General features: G+C 68.5%; 17 protein-coding genes. 6 read left to right on the top strand and 11 right to left on the bottom strand.

The window, feature by feature from the left end; all coding sequences use genetic code 11:
- Window positions 1-220: 220 nt before the first annotated feature.
- The 5 genes from atzF to GORHZ_RS04720 form a co-directional block, all read right to left on the bottom strand.
- Window positions 221-1,882, bottom strand: a complete 1,662-nt coding sequence (atzF, locus tag GORHZ_RS04740) for an allophanate hydrolase (RefSeq protein WP_006330848.1) — start codon at window positions 1,880-1,882, stop codon at window positions 221-223.
- Complete coding sequence (locus tag GORHZ_RS04735) at window positions 1,879-3,942, bottom strand: 5-oxoprolinase/urea amidolyase family protein (protein ID WP_006330846.1); 2,064 nt, start codon at window positions 3,940-3,942, stop codon at window positions 1,879-1,881. Before GORHZ_RS04735 ends, atzF begins: the two co-directional genes overlap by 4 nt.
- A 40-nt stretch (window positions 3,943-3,982) precedes the next feature.
- Complete coding sequence (locus tag GORHZ_RS04730; RefSeq protein WP_006330844.1) at window positions 3,983-4,654, bottom strand: urea amidolyase associated protein UAAP2; 672 nt, start codon at window positions 4,652-4,654, stop codon at window positions 3,983-3,985.
- A gap of 30 nt (window positions 4,655-4,684) precedes the next feature.
- The gene (locus GORHZ_RS04725) at window positions 4,685-5,524 is read right to left on the bottom strand and encodes an urea amidolyase associated protein UAAP1 (protein ID WP_006330843.1); all 840 of its coding nucleotides are present in this window, start codon (window positions 5,522-5,524) and stop codon (window positions 4,685-4,687) included.
- Window positions 5,525-5,649: 125 nt separating this feature from the next.
- Entirely contained in the window at window positions 5,650-7,191 is a 1,542-nt protein-coding gene (locus tag GORHZ_RS04720; protein ID WP_040530216.1) for an amino acid permease, read from the bottom strand.
- A 233-nt stretch (window positions 7,192-7,424) separates the two neighbouring features.
- Between GORHZ_RS04720 and GORHZ_RS04715 the strand changes: the two genes are divergently transcribed.
- Window positions 7,425-8,072 (top strand): TetR/AcrR family transcriptional regulator, encoded by a 648-nt coding sequence (locus tag GORHZ_RS04715; protein WP_006330841.1) that lies wholly within the window; start codon window positions 7,425-7,427, stop codon window positions 8,070-8,072.
- 82 nt (window positions 8,073-8,154) lie between these two features.
- Window positions 8,155-8,658 (top strand): MarR family transcriptional regulator, encoded by a 504-nt coding sequence (locus GORHZ_RS04710; RefSeq protein WP_040530205.1) that lies wholly within the window; start codon window positions 8,155-8,157, stop codon window positions 8,656-8,658.
- 72 nt (window positions 8,659-8,730) lie between these two features.
- Here GORHZ_RS04710 and mmsB read toward each other — a convergent pair whose 3' ends face one another.
- From mmsB to GORHZ_RS04695, 3 genes are read right to left on the bottom strand one after another with little or no spacing between them, the layout of a single operon-like run.
- Window positions 8,731-9,600 carry a 3-hydroxyisobutyrate dehydrogenase gene (gene mmsB / locus GORHZ_RS04705; protein WP_006330839.1) on the bottom strand — a complete coding sequence of 290 codons (870 nt, stop codon included), beginning with the start codon at window positions 9,598-9,600 and terminating at the stop codon, window positions 8,731-8,733.
- Between the two features lie 22 nt (window positions 9,601-9,622).
- Complete coding sequence (locus GORHZ_RS04700) at window positions 9,623-10,789, bottom strand: acyl-CoA dehydrogenase family protein (protein WP_006330838.1); 1,167 nt, start codon at window positions 10,787-10,789, stop codon at window positions 9,623-9,625.
- A gap of 7 nt (window positions 10,790-10,796) precedes the next feature.
- Window positions 10,797-12,329: a CoA-acylating methylmalonate-semialdehyde dehydrogenase gene (locus GORHZ_RS04695; protein WP_006330836.1), complete on the bottom strand. Its 1,533-nt coding sequence runs from the start codon at window positions 12,327-12,329 to the stop codon at window positions 10,797-10,799.
- Between the two features lie 193 nt (window positions 12,330-12,522).
- Between GORHZ_RS04695 and GORHZ_RS04690 the strand changes: the two genes are divergently transcribed.
- Window positions 12,523-12,984, top strand: coding sequence for a flavodoxin family protein (locus GORHZ_RS04690; RefSeq protein WP_006330834.1), 462 nt, complete (start codon window positions 12,523-12,525; stop codon window positions 12,982-12,984).
- Here the strand turns inward: GORHZ_RS04690 and GORHZ_RS04685 are convergent.
- The gene (locus tag GORHZ_RS04685; protein WP_006330832.1) at window positions 12,959-14,008 is read right to left on the bottom strand and encodes a DMT family transporter; all 1,050 of its coding nucleotides are present in this window, start codon (window positions 14,006-14,008) and stop codon (window positions 12,959-12,961) included. The two genes, GORHZ_RS04690 and GORHZ_RS04685, sit on opposite strands and share 26 nt — an antisense overlap.
- Before the next feature lie 60 nt (window positions 14,009-14,068).
- Between GORHZ_RS04685 and GORHZ_RS04680 the strand changes: the two genes are divergently transcribed.
- The 3 genes from GORHZ_RS04680 to GORHZ_RS04670 all read left to right on the top strand — a co-directional run bounded on the left by GORHZ_RS04680 (window position 14,069) and on the right by GORHZ_RS04670 (window position 16,417).
- Window positions 14,069-14,347 (top strand): hypothetical protein, encoded by a 279-nt coding sequence (locus GORHZ_RS04680; RefSeq protein WP_006330830.1) that lies wholly within the window; start codon window positions 14,069-14,071, stop codon window positions 14,345-14,347.
- Window positions 14,344-14,832, top strand: a complete 489-nt coding sequence (locus GORHZ_RS04675) for a SixA phosphatase family protein (protein WP_006330828.1) — start codon at window positions 14,344-14,346, stop codon at window positions 14,830-14,832. The genes GORHZ_RS04680 and GORHZ_RS04675 overlap by 4 nt, the downstream gene beginning before the upstream one ends.
- Window positions 14,833-15,139: 307 nt before the next feature.
- A complete protein-coding gene (locus GORHZ_RS04670) occupies window positions 15,140-16,417 on the top strand; it encodes an HNH endonuclease signature motif containing protein (protein ID WP_040530202.1) in 1,278 nt (425 codons plus the stop codon).
- 14 nt (window positions 16,418-16,431) lie between these two features.
- Here GORHZ_RS04670 and GORHZ_RS04665 read toward each other — a convergent pair whose 3' ends face one another.
- Entirely contained in the window at window positions 16,432-17,397 is a 966-nt protein-coding gene (locus GORHZ_RS04665) for an esterase/lipase family protein (protein ID WP_040530200.1), read from the bottom strand.
- Window positions 17,394-18,512: a DNA polymerase IV gene (locus tag GORHZ_RS04660; RefSeq protein WP_006330815.1), complete on the bottom strand. Its 1,119-nt coding sequence runs from the start codon at window positions 18,510-18,512 to the stop codon at window positions 17,394-17,396. Before GORHZ_RS04660 ends, GORHZ_RS04665 begins: the two co-directional genes overlap by 4 nt.
- Between the last annotated feature and the right edge of the window lie 44 nt (window positions 18,513-18,556).

The raw sequence follows: 18,556 nt of genomic DNA, 5'->3' as shown, positions 1-18,556 counted from the left end.
GTCGGTCATGTGTCCAACTCCCCCGCTGCCCAAGCCTCGACCCCAACAAAACGGGATCATTGAATCACGACATCACCGACAAATACACAATTTCGAAGAAATGGTTCAAGACACCCAAAGCTGGTCGGTCGCCACACTTTTCGGCATTGCGATGATCCGCGTGTCGTCCGGTCAGACGAATCCGAGACTCCGAGAAGCATGCGGAGTGTGGCAGGGAGGGTCACCAGCGGGTGCGGTCAAGCCCTTCCCCCCGCGCGGCCGCGTCGGCGGCACAGCCGAACCCGACCACCCAGCGGCCATCGGAGAGTTCGACGCGGCCCAGCATCATCGGCGAGGGCAGAGCAGCGAGGAACTCCCCGAGCGCGGCCGGCGACAGCGTCCACAGTTCGCCGTCGATCTGCCGGCCGTCGGGGTCACGCACGAGCCCCGGTTTGGCCGGTGTCGTGTCCAGCGCGACGAGCCGGTAATTCGGGGCCGTCGACACCGGCCCCGACCAGCGCGCACCGCGGTCGGCGAGTTCGTGCACCAACGGGCCGCCGCGCATGTGCGCCCCGAACACCGCGAGTTCCGCTGCCGCCGAGATCGTTTCCGGCCACGCCTGCCCCGGGACGCGGGTGGGGTCACCGTCGAACCGGCGCGCCAGATCGACGACGACGGCGTCGTCGTGCCCACGCCCGAGCACCGTGATGCCGAACTGCGCCTGAGTCCCGTCGGCCTCGTCGACGACACCGGCCGGGATCGCCACCCCGCACAGGTCGAAGAGGTTGCAGAAGTTCGTGTAGGTGCCCATCCGGGAGTTCACTCCCACCGGATCTGCGGCAACCTGCGCGAGTGTCGGATGCAGGGGTGCCGTCGGGACCAAGAGCGCGTCCGCGTCGCCGAGTTCGTCCATCGCCTGTGCGCGTAGCTGCTCGACCCGGCGGCGCGCCACGAGGAGGTCGACGGCGCTGAATCGTTTTCCGCCACGGATGATCCCGGAGACCACCGGATCGATCCCCGCGGCCACGGGGTCGGCGTCGTCGACGAATTCGCCGACGGCGTCGTAGCGTTCGGCGACCAGCGCGTCGTCGTAGAGCAGCTTCGCCGCGGTCAGGAACGGTGTCAGATCGATGGGCTTGACACGCAGTCCGGCGGCCTGTGCCCGGGCCACCGCCGCGGCGAAGGCGGCCCGCCATGCGTCGTCGAGTTCGGGCAGTTCGGCCGGGACGGCGACGATCGGCTGTGCGGGCGCGGCGAGCCGGGTCGTCGGACCGAACGGGCGGGACCCGGCCGCGGCTGCCATCGCCGCCATCGCGGTATCGGCGAGTTCCAGGTCGGCGGCGAAGATCGTCACCGTGTCGTAGCTCGCGCAGGCGGGCACGACCCCCTCGGTGGACACCACCCCGAGTGTGGGCTTGATGCCGACGATCCCCTGCAGCCCGGCCGGTACCCGACCGGAGCCGGCGGTGTCGGTGCCGATCGCGATGTCGGCGAACCCGAGCGCGACGGCGACCGCCGACCCGGAACTCGAACCACCCGAGATGCGGTCGGTTCGGCGTGAATCCCGCACGGCACCATAGGGACTGCGCGTTCCGACGAGCCCGGTGGCGAACTGGTCGAGGTTGGTCTTGCCGATCACCACCGCGCCGGCCGCTCGCAGCGCCGCCACCGCGGGTGCGTCGACGGTCGGGACGTAGGAGTAGCCGGGGCAGGCCGCCGTGGTCGGCAGCCCCGCGACGTCGACGTTGTCCTTGACGGCGAGGACGATCCCGGCCAGCGGCCCGCCGCGGCGCAACGACTCCCGGTGGTCGGCCGCCACGTCGTCGCGGGGACGCAGGGTGATGAACACCTCCGGACGGTCCGCGGCGTCGATGCGGCGATAGATCTCGGTGATCGCGCTCATGCGACCTTCCCTTCGTCGAACATCTCGTCGAGTGCGCGGCGTGCGGACGGCGACGCGAACTCGCCCTGTCTGGTCCATCGTTCGCGTTCCTCGGCGCGTGCCGCCTCCATTGTCGCGCGGGTCGCCGCGATGTGGTCGGCGTTCGCGTCGAGATAGGCCCGGTGTTCGGCGAGCGAGAACGCGCCGTCGGTGATACGGACGCTGTCGCCGCGTCCGGTGGCGACGTCGGCACGCATGTCGAGCAGTTCCTCGGCGCTCACCTCATACCAGCGGATCTGGTCGAAGAACCGCAAGAGCCACGGGTGTTGCGGATCGAAACCCGGTGCGGGCAGCGGATGCCGATGGTTCCAGACCTGGGTGGTGCGTCCGACGAACTGGTAGCCACCCGGGCCCTCCATACCGTAGATGCAGAGGTAGGCCCCGCCGATGCCCACCGCGTTCTCCGGTGTCCAGGTGCGGGCGGGATTGTATTTCGTGGTGACCAGGCGGTGCCTCGGATCCAGCGGAACCGCCACCGGAGCACCGAGATACACGTCTCCGAGGCCCAGCACCAGATAGCTCGCGTCGAAGACGACGCGGTGCACGTCCTCGACGGAGTCCAGCCCGTTCATCCGGCGAATGAACTCGATGTTCCACGGGCACCACGGCGCGTCGGAGCGGACACCGAGCATGTAGCGCTCGATGGCCTCGCGCGTGGCCGGGTCGTCCCACGACAGTGGCAGGTGCACCGTACGGCTGGGCACGACGAGGTCGTGAGCGGGGGGCAGTTCGCTTTCGCATTCGACGAGCCACGACAGCATCTTCTGCTGCGAGAACACATCGGGGTCGGCCTTGACCTGCAGCGACCGGATGCCCGGGGTGAGGTCGACGATCCCGGCAGGACGGTCGGCCTCGATCCGTTCGCTCAGTGCGTGCACCCGCGCGCGCAACGCGAGGTCCAGACGCATGTCGCCGTATTCGACGAGGATGTTGTCGTCGCCGCTGCGCCGGTAGGTGACCGTGGTGGTGCCGTCGGCGGTGGTGGTGGCACCGAGCACGCCGTCGTCGGAGTCGCCGCCGGCCGAGAGCACCTCGACGAATCCTGCGCGGCGGCCGGGCCCGGTCACCGACGGCGACGCGGTCTGATCGGCGCGCACCGGCACGAAACGGACCGTGTCGCCGGGCTTGAGCTGACCGAGCTTCCAGCGCTGCGCGGTCACCACGGTGACCGGGCAGACGAACCCGCCGAGGCTCGGGCCGTCGGGGCCGAGCAGGATCGGAGTGTCGCCCGTGAAGTCCAGCGCACCAACCGAATACGCGTTGTCGTGGATGTTGGACGGATGCAGCCCGGCCTCTCCGCCGTCACTGCGCGCCCACCGGGGTTTCGGGCCGATCAGCCGGATGCCGGTGCGGTCGGAGTTGAAGTGCACCTCGTAGTCGGTGCCGACGAGGTCGGCCATGTCCTCGTCGGTGAAGAACTCCGGCGCCCCGTGCGGCCCGACGGTGACCGCGAGTTGCCAGGTGTTGGTCAGCGCGGGTTGCTCGTCGCCGAGGATGCGCCGCGCCCGTCGTCGCGCTCCGCCCGCGCCGCGCACCTCGGGGACCGACGACGATGCGATGGCGATCTCGTCGCCGTCGGAGAGGGTGCGTCCGTGATGACCACCGAACCGGCCCATCGTGAACGTCGCACGGCTGCCGAGGTACTCCTCGGCGTCGACCCCACCGGACACCGCGATGTAGGTGCGCAAACCGATCTCGCCCACCGTACCCACCTCGAGGACGTCGCCGGCGGAGACCTCGATCGGAACCCATTGCGGCACGGTGGTTCCCGACACGCTGACGGACACGGGTGCGCCGGTCACGGCGACGGTGGCGGGCGCGTCGAAGCGCAGCGCCGGCCCGATCATGGTCGCCTCAAATCCGGCCGCTTCCTGCGGGTTGCCGACCGCGATGTTGGCCAGCCGGAACGACAGATCGTCCATCGGGCCCGACGGCGGGACGCCGACCTTCCAGTAGCCGATCCGGCCCGGCCAGTCCTGGATCGTGGTGAGGGGTCCTGCGCGCAGGACGGTGATGGCCATGATGTCGAATCTCCTCGGGGTTGTCGTGGGTGTCGGGTGATTATCGGTCGGGGCGGGTGACGATGACCCGGACCGCGGTGGGGTCGAATCCGTTGCAGGGGTTGTTGATCTGCGGGCAGTTGGAGATCAGGACGAGCGTGTCGACCTCGGCGCGCAACGCCAGGCGCTTGCCGGGTGCGGAGAGGCCGTCGACGATGCCGAGCGATCCGTCGGCGTCGACGGGCACGTTCATGAAGAAGTTCACGTTGCCGACCAGATCCCGTTTCCCGAGACCGTGTTTCGCCCCGCCGATGAGGAAGTTCTCCACGCATGCGTGTTGATGTTTGGTGTGGTGGCCGTAGCGCAGCGTGTTCGACTCCTGCGAGCACGCCCCGCCCAGGGTGTCGTGGTTGCCGACCTCGTCGGCGACGATGGTCATCATCGGGGCCGATTCCTGGTCGCGGATCACCGATCCGGTGGTCAGGAAGATGTTGCCCTGCGCGGCGATCGTCGCCTGTGCGGAGTAGCGGATCGTATGGTCGTGCCCACCGTAGAAGAGGGTGTCGACGGCCTGGTTGCCGTAGAGGTCGACGATGGTGAGAACGTCGCCGGCGGCGACGACGCCCGACCAGGGGGCACGGTCACCGATGATGGTGTCGTCGAGGACCTCGCCGGCGACGAGGGCGAGCTGTTCGGCAGGTGTGGTGGCGGGATCGGTCAGGGTGTTGGTCATGATGGGCTCTCAGGTGTCGGTTGGCTGGTGTCAGAAGGTGAGCGCGCGGTGGGCGTCTTCGCTGTTGGCGACCGCGCGCTGGTATTCGGGGTCGCGGTCGGCGACGCCGGCGAGCAGGTCGTCGAGATCGCGGTGCGCCCGCCAGGCGAGCACCTCAAGCCGTCCGGTGGTGAACTTGGGGGCGGGGTCGAGCGGGTGTGCGGTGTTGGCGATCGCGACGATGCAGGGCAGGTGCACGATCAGGTCGACCGTGGTGTCGGGTCCGGCGGAACCGGTGGAGCGCAGCGTGCCGTCGTCGTCGACGGTCACTCCGTGGAAGAACGACAGCGACGGCGCCACGTCGGTGGGGGTCAGCCCGTTCTTGGCGGCGGCCAGGGTGAACAGTTCCCGACCCGCCGGGCTCGTCGAATATGCGTTCCCGTCACCGTATTTGGCGGTATTGGCGGCCAGCGTGGTGGCGCCGCACAGCGCGTCGTGATGGGCGCTGGTATCGGCGACGACGGTCGCTAGCACGCGTCCCTGATCGCTGAGCAGCGGATGGCCGGTGCTCAGGTAGGCCTGCCACGGCACCTTGACGGTGTCGGCGACGTTGAGCCGCTCCCACGGGGCGTCGGCGCGCCAGAGCAGCAGGTGCGCGCAGGCGGTTCCGGTGACGTCGCGCAGCCGCAGCCGGGTGCCCCGGGCCACCACCTTGGTGGTGTAGCGGCCTCCGGGAACCGTTTCGGCCCAGGTCAATTCGGTGGCGTCGACGTCGGCGGGCGGGTGCGGCCAGCTACTGGCGGGCACCACGGGCATCGAGTCGGTGGTCGTCCCGGCCTGTGCCCGGGCGTGTGCGCGGGCGCCACTGGTGTCGGCGGTGGTCGTGGTCATGATGGAGCTCCTTGAGTGTCTTTGTGGTACATCCGGATCCGCGTTTGCGGCGAGTGGTCTCGATACGCCTCCTCGCGCTGGCGCGCTCGGCGGCTACTCGACCAGCAGGGAAAGGGTAGGGGCGGTCAGACCGGGGACGTGACCGGCTTGGGGTGTTGTCTGCCGCGCGGGAAGCAGGCGATGCCGACCAGGATCGTCGCCGCAATGCAGATCGGGCCCGCCCACCGCAGGAAGGGCATCTCGCCGGTGGGATCGAAGACCTCGGCCCGCGGCCAGGACAGGTTGACCACCATCAGCGCGCCGTAGACGACCGCGAGCAGATTCACCACGATCCCGAATCGTCCGAGGGAGAACAGCTTGTTGCCCTCGTTGTCGACGGTCGCCGGGCCCTTCGGCCAACCCTGCAGCCGGCGGTAGAGCATCGGGGCGGTGACCGCGAGGTAGGCGAGATAGATCAGGATGATGCACACGCTGGCCAGCGTCGCGAAGATCGCCGAGTTGCCGACGTTGACGAGCAGGATGCCGACACACGCCACCCCGATCAGGATGGCCGGCGCTATCGGGGTGCCGGTGCGCTCGTTGACATGCGACAGCGTCTTGGAGAACGGCAGCCGTCCGTCGCGCGCCATGGAGAACATCAGCCTCGAGCATGCGGTCTGGATCGCCAGGGTGCAGATGAAGATCGCGACGGCGACGTCGCACAGCAGGACCTTGCCCCAGAAGCCGCCCAGCACCGAGTCGAGCACATAGGGCAGGCCGCCGGCGGCGAGTTGTTCGTCGAGGGTCGGTGCCGCCATCAGCGCGCCGAGCAGCATCAGGCCGCCGCCGATCGCCGACACCGTCAACGCCAGGCGGATGGTGCGGGGCGCGACGCGGCGCGGGTTCCGGGTCTCCTCGGCGAGCTCACCGGCCGAACCGAAGCCGACCATGACATAGGCCGCCATCAGACCGGAGACGATGAACGCCCAGATGTAGCCGGGCTGCTGACCGGGGATGCCGGTGTCGAACACGACGTCCGGGCCGCGGCGGGCGTGGGTGAACAGGGCGAGCACGACGGCGGTGACGCCGACGAGTTCACAGGTGACGCCGATGTTGTTGATGCGGCTAATCCAGGAGATGCCGACGCAGTTGATGGATGTGACGACGATCAGCAGGATCGAGCCGAGCAGCACCGCGTTGGCCGCGCCGGAGGTCGACGTCAGCGTCGGGTCGTCGCCGATCACCTGGAATCCACTCCAGACCGACGGCAGGACGACCTGCAGCGCGATGGCCGCGGCCGAGGCGGTGACGATCTGCGCGATCATCATGAACCAGCCGCCGAACCATCCGATGACCTCGCCACCCATGCGGCGCGACCACTGGTAGATGGCGCCCGAGAGCGGGTAGCGCGCCGCGATCTCGGCGAAGCACAGGGCGACCAGGAACTGGCCGGCGTAGACGATCGGCCACGTCCAGAAGAACGCCGGCCCGCCGAAGCCGAAGCCGAGGCCGAAGAGCTGGAAGATCGTGGTCAGAATGGACACGAAGGAGAACCCGGCCGCAAACGAGGCGAACTTCCCCAACGACCGGTGCAGTTGCTGGTCGTAGCCGAATTCGGAGAGGTCGTGCGCGTCGCCGCCGGGGGTGGGCGACGGACCGGTGGGCGGCGTGATGGCGGTGGAGGTCATGGGGTCGTTGGTCTCTCTGCTGAGGGTCTGCACGGGGCTCCACGGTGAGCATTTATCTGTCAGTTGATAGATAAATGGCCGGCTATTTCTGTCGAGTGACAGATATGTTTCGGGACGGAAAACGCGCGCTACATCTGTGTTACCTGCCGCTGGTCGGCGCATCGGCGGCGGCCTCGAGGTGGGCTAGGGTGGATTGGTCAACAGACCGGTACCACCTGCAGGACGGGGACGACATGGCGACGCGATCGGCGTCCTCGCGCGGCGCCGCGAGCCCGGGACGCCCCCGGCTGGTGCAGCCGAAACGCCGCGGCGACACCGCGCGCGACGAGATCCTCGACGCCTCCGCCGAACTGTTCGCCCGCCACGGCTACACCGGCACGTCGACGCGGATGATCGCCGACGCCGTCGGGGTCCGGCAGGCATCGCTCTATCACTATTTCAAGACCAAAGACGACATCCTCGCCGCGCTGCTGGCCACCACCGTCGACCCGTCGCTGGACCGGGCGCGCAACCTGCTCTCCGCCGACGACTCGCCGCTGCATCGGCTCCTCGATCTCGCCCGCTTCGACGTCACCCAGCTGGCCGAGGCACGGTGGAACCTGGGTGCGCTCTACCTGCTGCCGGAGCTGGGCGACGAGCGGTTCGCCGGGTTCCGGGCCGCCCGCCAGGAACTAGCCCGCGCCTATGAGACCCTGGCCGCCGCGGCGCTCGATGATCGGGCCGACACCCGCAGTCTGCTGCCGTTCCGATTGGTGGAGTCGGTGATCATGATGCGCTCCGACGAGCAGCGCGGTGAGCTCGGCGAGCACACGGTCGCCGGCCTCGTGGACACCATCGTCGGCGCGATCGAGATGTTGTTGGAGCGCACGCCGATTCGATGAACCGCGGCTCCCACGCGCACCTCGTGTAGATGATCTATCACCGGTGCCGCGCAACGGGTGAGACTGCTCTAGGCTGAATGACATGGCAGGCCGCAGTATGCGTTTCGACCCGATCGCGCAGGCGCGAGAAAACTGGGCCGAGGCGGGCTGGGGTGATGTCGCCGACGGCATGGTCGCGGTCACGTCGGTGATGCGGGCCCACCAGATCCTGCTGGGGCGGGTCGAAACGGCATTGCGCCCCTACGATCTCACCTTCTCCCGGTTCGAACTGCTTCGTCTGCTGGCGTTTTCACGGCAGGGCGCGCTGCCGATCACCAAGGCCAGCGATCGTCTGCAGGTGCACGTCACCAGCGTCACGCATGCGATCCGGCGGCTCGAGGAGGCGAAACTGGTGCGCCGCCTGCCGCACCCGACGGATGGGCGCACCACCCTGGTGGAGATCACCGATCTCGGCCGCTCCACCGTGGAGGACGCGACGGCGACGCTCAACCGTGAGGTCTTCGCCGATGTCGGGATGACCGACGAGGAGATCACCGGTCTCGTCGGTGCCATCCAGTCGTTGCGGCACGCCGCCGGCGACTTCTAACCGGACCAGCCCCACAACGCGTCGGCCACCCACGAACGCGGAGGTTCGTGGGTGGCCGACGGTGATCTGCGGTCAGTGCAGCGAGGTGATGATCGCGCTGAAGTCGAGATCGGCGTGCTGCTCGGCGAAGGCCTTGTAGAGCTGGGCCGCATGAGTGCCCAGCGGGGCCCGCGATCCGGTGCTGGCGATGGCGTCCATCGCCAGCCCCAGGTCCTTGTTCATCAGCGCGGTGGCAAACCCCGGCTTGAACTCGTTGTTGGCCGGCGAGGTCGGCACCGGACCGGGTACCGGGCAGTTCGTCTGCACCGCCCAGCAGTTCCCGGTCGCGCCGGTGATCACGTCGAAGAGCGCCTGATCGGACAGACCGAGCTTCTGGGCCAGCACAAAGGCCTCCCCCACCGCGATCTGCTGCACGGCGAGCACCATGTTGTTGCAGACCTTGGCGGCCTGCCCGGCACCGGCGTCACCGCAATGGATCACCTTGCCCGCCATCGGTTCCAGGGTCGGCCGCGCCGCGAGGAAGGCCTCGTCCTCACCGCCGACCATGAAGGCCAGGGTGCCGGCCGTCGCGCCCTTCACGCCACCGGAGACCGGGGCGTCGAGCTGTGCGAAACCGTTGTCGGTGGCCTGCTGGTGGATCTCGCGGGCATCGTCGACCGAGATGGTGGAACTGTCGATGAACAGCGCCCCCGTGGGTGCGACGGGCAGGACCTCGGCGTAGACGTTCTTCACGATCGGCCCGCTCGGCAGCATCGTGATGACGACCTCGGCCGCCGCCACCGCCTCCACCGCGCTCGGAAAGGTGGTCACACCGTTGGCCTCGGCCGTTTTCACCGCCTCGGCCACCAGGTCGAAGCCGTGCACCGTGTGGCCGGCCTTGACCAGGTTGGCCGCCATCGGCCCGCCCATGTTGCCCAGGCCCAGAAAAGCGATCGTCGTCATTGTCGAAATCTCCTGTGCTCTCTCAGCTTTCGCGGTACCGTGCGGCGATCGACCGCCCCACGACCACCCGCATGATCTCGTTGGTGCCCTCCAGTATCCGATGCACGCGCAGGTCGCGGACGATCTTCTCCAGACCGTACTCGTTCAGATACCCGTAGCCGCCGTGCAGCTGAAGCGCCTGGTCGGCGACCGTGAAGCAGCTGTCGGTGACGAAGCGTTTGGCCATCGCACACTGCTCGACCTTGTCCGGAGCGTCCGCGTCGAGCGCGGCGGCCGCCTGCCACAGCATCAGCCGCGACGCCTGCAGCGAAGTGGCCATGTCCGCGAGCGTGAACCGGATGGTCGACTCGTCGATCAGGGCGTTGCCGAAGGCCTTTCGGGAGGCGACGTAGCTCGCCGCCTTGTCGAATGCCGCCTGCGCACCGCCGAGCGACGACGCGGCGATGTTGAGCCGCCCGCCGTTGAGCCCGTTCATCGCGATACCGAAACCGATGCCCTCCTGCCCGCCGAGCAGGTTGGCCGCCGGCACCCGCACCTCGTCGAGGATGACCTGCGCGGTGGGCTGGGCATGCCAGCCCATCTTGCGTTCCTGCGCGCCGAAACTCAGCCCCGGCGTGCCCTTTTCGATGAGGAAGGTGGAGATGCCGCGGGGCCCGTTGTCGCCGGTGCGGGCCATCAGCACATACAGGTCGGAAGAGCCCGCGCCGGAAATGAACTGCTTGACGCCCGTGATCACGTACTCGTCGCCGGATTTGACCGCGCGGGTCGCCAGCGCCGCCGCATCCGATCCCGCACCGGGTTCGGTCAGGCAGTAGCTCGCGACGGTCTCCATCGACGCCAGCTTCGGCACCCAGGTGGAGCGTTGTTCGTCGGTGCCGTACTGGTCGACCATCCAGGTGCACATGTTGTGGATGGACAGGAAGGCCGCCACTGCCGGATCGGCGTAGGCGAGCTGTTCGAAGATCCGCACGCCGTCGAGTCGGCGCAGGCCGCTGCCCCCGACGTCCTCGGAGCAGTAGATCGCGCCCATGCCGAGCTCGGCGGCCTCACGCAGCTCCGCTACCGGGAAGTGATGGCTCTCGTCCCATTCCAGCGCGAACGGCGCCAGTTTCTTGGCCGCGAACCCGGCCGCGGTCTCGACGATGACGCGTTCGTCGGCGTCGAGACCGCTGTCGGTGAGTGTCGTCATGTCTGCGTCAGTCCATCGTCGGGATCACGAACTCGGCGCCTTCCTTGATGCCCGAGGGCCAGCGGCTCGTGACCGTCTTGGTCTTGGTGTAGAACTGGATCGACGTCGGGCCGTGCTGGTTGAGATCACCGAAGCCCGAGCGCTTCCAGCCGCCGAAGGTGTAGTAGGCCACCGGAACCGGGATCGGGACGTTCACGCCGACCATGCCGACGTTGACCCGGGCGGTGAAGTCGCGGGCCGTGTCGCCGTCGCGGGTGAAGATGGCGACGCCGTTGCCGTACTGGTGATCCGAGGCGAGCGCGAGGGCCTCCTCGTAGTCGTGGGCACGCACGATCGACAGCACCGGACCGAAGATCTCGTCGGTGTAGATGACCATGTCCTTGGTGACGTGGTCGAACAGAGTGGGGCCGATGAAGAAGCCGTTCGAGATGTCGTCGTCGCCGTAGGACTGTTCATCGCTGGTGCGTTCCCGGCCGTCGATGACCAGTTCGGCGCCCTGCTCGACACCCTTGCCGATGTAGCCCTTGACGCGGTCGAGGGCGGCGGCGGTGACCAGCGGCCCGTAGTCGGCCTTCGGGTCGAGGCTGTGCCCGACGCGCAGGGCGTTGACCTTGTCGACGAGCTTGGCGCGCAACCGTTCCGCGGTCGCCTCGCCGACCGGCACCGCGACACTGATGGCCATGCAGCGCTCGCCGGCGCTGCCGTAGCCCGCGCCGATCAACGCGTCGGCGGCCTGGTCGAGGTCGGCGTCGGGCAGGATGATCATGTGATTCTTGGCGCCGCCGAAGCACTGCGAGCGCTTCCCGTTGGCCGCGGCGGTCGAGTAGATGTACTGGGCGATGTCGGAGCTGCCGACGAAGCCGAGCGCCTGCACGTCCGGGTTGTTGAGCAGCGCGTCGACGGACTCCTTGTCGCCGTGGACGACCTGGAACACACCGGCAGGCAGACCGGCCTGGCTGAACAGCTCGGCCAGCCGCACCGGCACCGACGGGTCCCGCTCGCTGGGCTTGAGGATGAAGGCGTTGCCGCAGGCGAGTGCGGGGCCGGCCTTCCACAGCGGGATCATCGCCGGGAAGTTGAACGGGGTGATGCCGGCGACGACGCCGAGCGGCTGACGGATCGAGTGCACGTCGATGCCACCGCCGGCGCCCTCGGTGAACTCACCCTTGAGCAGATGCGGGATACCGATGGCGAACTCGATCACCTCGATGCCGCGCTGGATGTCACCGAGCGCGTCGGCGTGGGTCTTGCCGTGCTCGAGCGAGAGCAGGGTGGCCAGTTCGTCGGAGTTCTGGTTGACCAGGTCGACGAAACGCATCAGCACACGGGCGCGGCGCTGCGGGTTCCAGGCCGCCCACTCCTTCTGAGCCTGAACCGCGGTTGCCACCGCCGCGTCGACCTCGGCGGTCGACGCCAGGGGCACCTTCGCCGCCACGGCGCCGGTGCTCGGGTTGAACACGTCGGCGAAGCGGCCTTCGGTGACGGTCACGGCGGAGCCGTTCAGGTAATGCGGGATGTTGCGGACTTCGGTACTGGACACGGGGAGATCACCTTGATTCACGAGTCGGGGTCATGGCCGGTCGAAGCGGCCCTCCGGCTCCAATAGTAGGACATGCAAGTATTTTTGCAAAGGGCCTGCGACCTGCCGATTCACACCCTACCGATGAGTTAGGGTAACCTTGGTCGGGTTTGTGTCGCGGCTGTCCGAGCGCGACGTCGAGAGGAGAACTGTCATGTCGGTCGTCATCCTGTACGGCACCGAAACCGGGAACGGCGAGCTGGTCGCCGACGCGATCTCCGATGTGCTCGCGGTCGATCACGACCCGGCGATCTACGACATGACGGAGTTCGCGGTGGAGGACCTCGACCCCGCGGACTTCCTGGTCATCGTGTGCTCCACCTACGGCGAGGGTGAGCTGCCCACCGGCGCCGAGCCGTTCGCCGAGGAACTCGACGCGGTCGATCCCGACCTGACCGGCCTGCGGTTCGCGGTGTTCGGGCTGGGCGACACCGTCTACGGCGAGACGTTCAACCGGGGCGGCGAGATCATCGCGGGGATGCTGACCAAGCGTGGGGCCGTGCAGGTGGGCGAGCACGCCCGCCACGACAACTCGTCCCCGGTCAAGCCCGCCAAGCAGGCCGCGGAGTGGGCCGAGGGCATCGCCGCCGTCATCGCTCCGGGCGAGGCCGGCTGACCTGACCGTCCGGGCCGGTGGTGGCCGCCGTCCCGCGTTGCGGCGCCGGGTCCGGGTCCGGCGCTGAGTCCTCATCCGCCGCGCAACGCGGCTGCGAGTGCGGGAGATGCGGGTGCGGAAGGTGCGGGTGCGGAAGGTGCGGGTGCGGGAGATGTGGGTGCGGGAGATTTGCGGGCTCGAACCCGCTCTCCTCGGCTCGCTTCGCGGCGAGCCGGGCCAGTTCCAGCACCGCCCGGACCATCCCGGCCAGCACGATGCCGAGGAACAAGGCGGTCGGCGCTGAGACGCTGAGGTTCTCACCGAGCAGCAGCACCGCCAGCGTCATCGACACGGCGAGCTCCATCACGGTCAGCGCTGGGAACGATGTCTGCAGCTCGTTCGCCCCGAACGCGCGCTGCTGGGCGATGACCGCGCCGATACTGACGACGGCGAACAGGTAGACCCCCGGCTCAGTGAAGGTACGCCAGAAGTCGTGGGTGAGCTGGTAGGCGACCGTCTTGACCAGCAGGGCCGACACGCCGAACAACGCGCCCGCGGTCACCCCGTAGAGCAGCGCCTTGTAGTGGCTGTTGCACCGTTCGGCGCCGAGTACGCAACCGAACAGCAGCACGATCATCACCACCCCGATGGTCAGCCCGACCAGCAGGTTGTCGGGTCGGCGCGGGGACGGTTCGGGACGTGCGACGCTCAAGAACACCGTCACGCACGCCACCAGCACGCCACCCCACAGCCACTCGACACGCAATGGTCTGCGGTGATCGGCCCAGGCCTCCATCGGCAATGCGAACAGTACCGCGAGCACCACCAGCGGCTGCACCAGAAGGATCGACCCGAGGCCCAAGGCAACGGCCTGGCTAGCAAACCCGCACACCGCGACCGCGGCACCCAGCCACCATCCGGCCCGGATCGCGCCGCTGGCGTGTGAGGCGCGCTGCCGCATCACCGTGCCACTCGCGATCAGCAATGCCGCCGCGAGGGCGAACAATGCGGGAACCCAGGTGTGCACGGGATCCAGGCTAGACATCCGACCACCGCCGCGGTGTGGGTCCACCATGGCCGCGGCGTGCCGACGTAAGTTTGGGTTATGAGGTATCAGTCCGAGCTCGAACGCCTCACCACTCTCGATGCGGCGACGATCCGGCTGGCGTGCTCGTCGAGCGGATCGCTGCCCGGGCTCATCGCCGATGCCGTGGACCGCTGCATCGCCTTCGACGACCGCGCCGACGAGGAGTCCGCCGACGGCCACCACGACGAGGCCACTCTGTGCCGCCAGGAGGCGTCCGCCTGGCGCGCCACGGTGGCAACGCTGCAGGCGATGGCCGCGGACGCACACACCGCCGGCCACGAAGCGGGTGCGGCATGACGCGCACCCTGGTGCTCATGCGGCACGGCAAGTCGGGCTATCCGGCCGGTGTGGGTGATCATGACCGGCCTCTCGCCGATCGCGGTCGGCGCGAGGCGGCCCTCGCCGGCCGGTGGATGGCCGAGGAGGGACTGCGCATCGACGCGGTCGTGTGCTCCACCGCCACCCGTACACGCCAGACGTTGGAGTCCACCGGTATCGCGGCCCCCACCGTCTATGTCGACGACATCTACGGCGGATATCCCGACGAGATCCTCGAGGCGGTGCGCATCTACGCACCGGCTGACGCGGCGACGGTGCTCGTGGTCGGACACGCCCCCGGGCTGCCGGACACCGTGTTGACCCTCGATCCCGGCGGTGACTTCGACCGTTTCCCGACATCGACATATGCGGTCATCCGCGTCGGGTGCGACTGGGACCGCGTCGGCCTCGACATCGATCCCGACACGCGGCTGCTGGGGGTACGCATCCCCCGCGAACCGTAACCTCGGCGGCACCGAGGAGTCGGATCGCACGCGGGGGTGGGCCCGCTGGGCGCCGAGCACCAGCCCGTTGCGGTGGTGACCGGCCGCGGCGCGCGACCGGGCCTGGGGCGGCGACACAGTGTGATCCATCGATTCTTGGACGTCGTAGACGACCGCCGGGTTCCACCGACTTCGGTCGCGACAGAACACCACGACGCGAGGGCCGGGTTCTCCACAGGCAGCGGCCCTCGATGCGGCTCCGCGAACTTATCAACAGATGTCCGAGCCAGCCGGAAAGGCACGGGATCTGCGGCCTAGCGTCGTCGCCATGAACGATCTCGACGCCTTGGGCGCAAACCTGCTGGATACACTGGGTGACTTCGATGTCACCGCCGCCGACGACGCCGCACTGACTGCGGTGACGACCCGAATGGTGAAGATGCGCAACGCCGTCGATGCGGTCCTGTGCCGCCTGGCCGCCGAGATCGATCGGCGCGGACTGGCCAGACGCCAGGGCGCGGCGTCCACCGGGCAGTGGTTGGTCAGCATCGGGGTGGCGCCGCACTTGGTCTACCGATGGGTGCGTGACGGCATCGACCTGCGGGACTTGGCCACGGTCGCCGATGACGCCGCCGACGGTGGGCTGTCGGGAGAACACGTCCACGCGGTGGTCGCCGGGGTCCGCCACGTCGAAGCGCGGGTGAACCTCGATGAGGTGCAACGGGCGAAACTGATTTCGCAGCTGCTCGCGCAGGCACACACCGCGACGCCGGCGCAGGTGTCGTCGAAGGCTCGGGCGGTGGCCATCGAACTCGCGCCCGGTGTGCACCGTGAGATCCCGGTCGCCGAGGATCGCTCGCTCAATTCAGCCCACGTCGAGGTGGCCGGAGACGGCCGTGTGACCGGGCGGTTCGACGTGGACAGCGTGATCGGCGAGAAGTTGCTGGCCGCGATCGACTCCCTGTCGCTGCCGGTGCCCGAGTACGACGGGTCTCCGGACGCACGATCGCCGGAACTGCGACGCGCCGACGCCCTCGAAACGATCCTCGACGGCTATCTGAAGGCCGACGACACCGCGCCGACCGCCGGCGGCAATCTCCCGCACGTCACGCTCACCATGATTGCATCGGCGGTCGGCGCTGCCGGGGTGCAGACGGCCGAGCCGGCATCGCTGGCGTGGACCGGGCCGGTGTCGCGGCCGACCGCCCAACTCATCGGCTGTGACAGCATCATCACCGCGATCATCACCGACGGCGAGTCGGTCCCGCTCGACGTCAAACGCAACGAGCGCTTCGTCACACCGGGCATTCGTAAGGCGTTGATCGTCCGTGACCAGGGTTGTGCGTTCCCCGGATGCCATGCCGCGGCCGGGTGGACGCAAGCGCATCACATCGTGACGTGGGACGACGGTGGCCCGACAAGCCTGGACAACTGCGTGCTGCTCTGCCAGCGACACCACACGGCGATCCATCACACCGAGTGGGAGGTGAAGATCGGCGATGACCGCCATCCGTGGTTCACTCCGCCCGAGTCGATCGATCCGTCACGCACACCGCTGCGGTCCCAGGCGCGCCGGACGTTGACATCGTTGCCCAACGCGGCGTGAACGGTCGTGGGCGGCTATCCGCCCGTGACGGGAGCGACCGCCACACACGGCACCGGCCGTCGATGAGCCGCATCCAGCGCGTTGAGCACCATTGCTGCGGTCCGGCGGTTCGAGACAATCGACAGGTGATCGGAGCGATCGAGTGAGCAGCCCTGCTGCACAACGATGTTCACAACGTGTGTGCCTGGCGGGCCGGCGAGGAGCCCGTCGGTGTAGGGCGTCACGATCTCGTCGTGGCTGGTGGTGATGTTCGTGTAGCGGACACCGGGCAGGTAGGGCGTCGGTTGGCGCACCGCGCGGTTGAAGTTGGAGTCGGCCGGTGGCGCAACACATCCCGCACACCGGTCCGGTGTGCGCGGTGGGATGCCCAGTGCCCGCTGAACGATGGCCACCATGTCGCTGCGCGCATCGTCCTCGTCGGGGCCTTGCCGCCAGTACGGGGCCAGGGAGACGTAGTGGGCGACCTTACCTTGCCCGCCCAGGTACTTCATCCAGTAGGTGGGGATCTCGGTGCCCAACGAGTGACCGACGATGTCGACCTGGTGCGCTCCGGTGGCGGCGAGGACCAGGTCGGCGAAGACCTTCACCTGCCAGGCGCTGTCCTGTTTGACGCCCAACCCGCCCAGCGCCGAGACCGGCCACACGTCCGACAACGCGCCGTAGGTCAGCGCGAAGACGCAGTACCCCGCGTTGGCCAGCACCGGCGCCAGCGTCGCCCAATTGGTCTGTCGCCCACCACCGCTGCCGTGAACCAGGATCACCGGCCGCGGATGCTGCGCCGTCGGACGACACCGGAAGTCGTTGGTGCCCGGCAGCGACCCACCGGGGTGACGCAACTCCGCGTCGATGCCGGCGAGGAAGTTGTAGGACACCGGCAAGGGCACGGGGTTTCCCTGGGCGCGGCCCGGCGCCAGCGCACCCACCACTATCCCCACCGACACCACGACCAGCAGCGCGCGAACCACCCTCCACCCGATCATGGGTCGTTCCCCGCCTGGGCCACATCGTCGTCGGTCACCAGGTCCAGTCGCACGCCGAGCAAGCGGACCGGCCGGTCCCGCTCGAAGTCGTCGAGCAACGCCACGACGACCGGCTCGATGTCGTCGTACACCGTGGTCGGTTCGGCGAGTTTGCGTGACTTGGTGCGGGTGAAGAAAGTCGAGGTCCGCAGTGTCACCGCCACCCGGAACACCACGCGGTGTTCGCCGAGTACCTGGTCGAGGACCTCGCGGGTCAGACCCCGCGCCGCTACCCGCATCTCGCCGGGATCGGTGAGGTCAACCGGGAAGGTCCGGGATTTGGAGTGCGATCTGGCCAGCCAGGGCTCTTCGGTGATGGTCGAATCCCCGCCGCCGCGGCACAGCACGTACAACCAGTTCCCCTGGTGCGGGCCGAAGATGTCGACCAACGTCTCGCGCGGGGTCGCGATCAGCTCGTTGACGGTGGTGATGGCGCGGTCGGCCAGTTTGGCGGCGGTCTTCGGTCCGACGCTCCACAGATCACGGCACGGACGTTCACCCATCAGCTCGAGCCAGTTGCGGGCGTCGAGGACGAACACCCTGTCCCCCACCGCCCGCTTGGCGAAACCGGTCGCCATCTTGGCTCGCTGTTTGTTGTCGCTGATCCCGATCGAACACGACAGCCCGGTGCGCGCGGCGATCGCCGACCGGATGGCGCGGGCGATCCGACACACCTCGTCGTCGCCGACCTCAGCACCATTGTCGCCGGAGATCCGTTGCACCCCGACGTAGGCCTCGTCCCAACCCCACACCTCCACCGGATGACCGAAGCCACGCAGCACCGCCATCACCTCACCAGAGGCGACGTCGTAGGCCGGGATGTCCAGCGGCAGATAGACGGCGTCGGGCAGCTTGCGGTACGCGCTGCGCAACGGCATCCCGGCGCGTACGCCCGCGTCGCGGGCCTCATAGGACGCGCAGGTGACCACCTTGCGGGCCTCGGTGGGATCGCCGTTGCCGCCGACGATCACCGTGACGTCGGCGAGTTCGGGACTGCGCAGCCGCTCCACCGAGACCTGGAACTGGTCGAGGTCCACATGCAGTAGCCACCGGTACCGTGGCGGCGAGTCGGCCACAGCATTCAGCGTACTGCGCGGCCACCCCCGGACCGGCCGGCTGG

This window comes from Gordonia rhizosphera NBRC 16068 (genome assembly GCF_000298195.1).
Taxonomy (GTDB): domain Bacteria; phylum Actinomycetota; class Actinomycetes; order Mycobacteriales; family Mycobacteriaceae; genus Gordonia; species Gordonia rhizosphera.
Note: the sequence above shows the minus strand (reverse complement) of the source record. Positions and strands in the feature narration are given on the sequence as shown.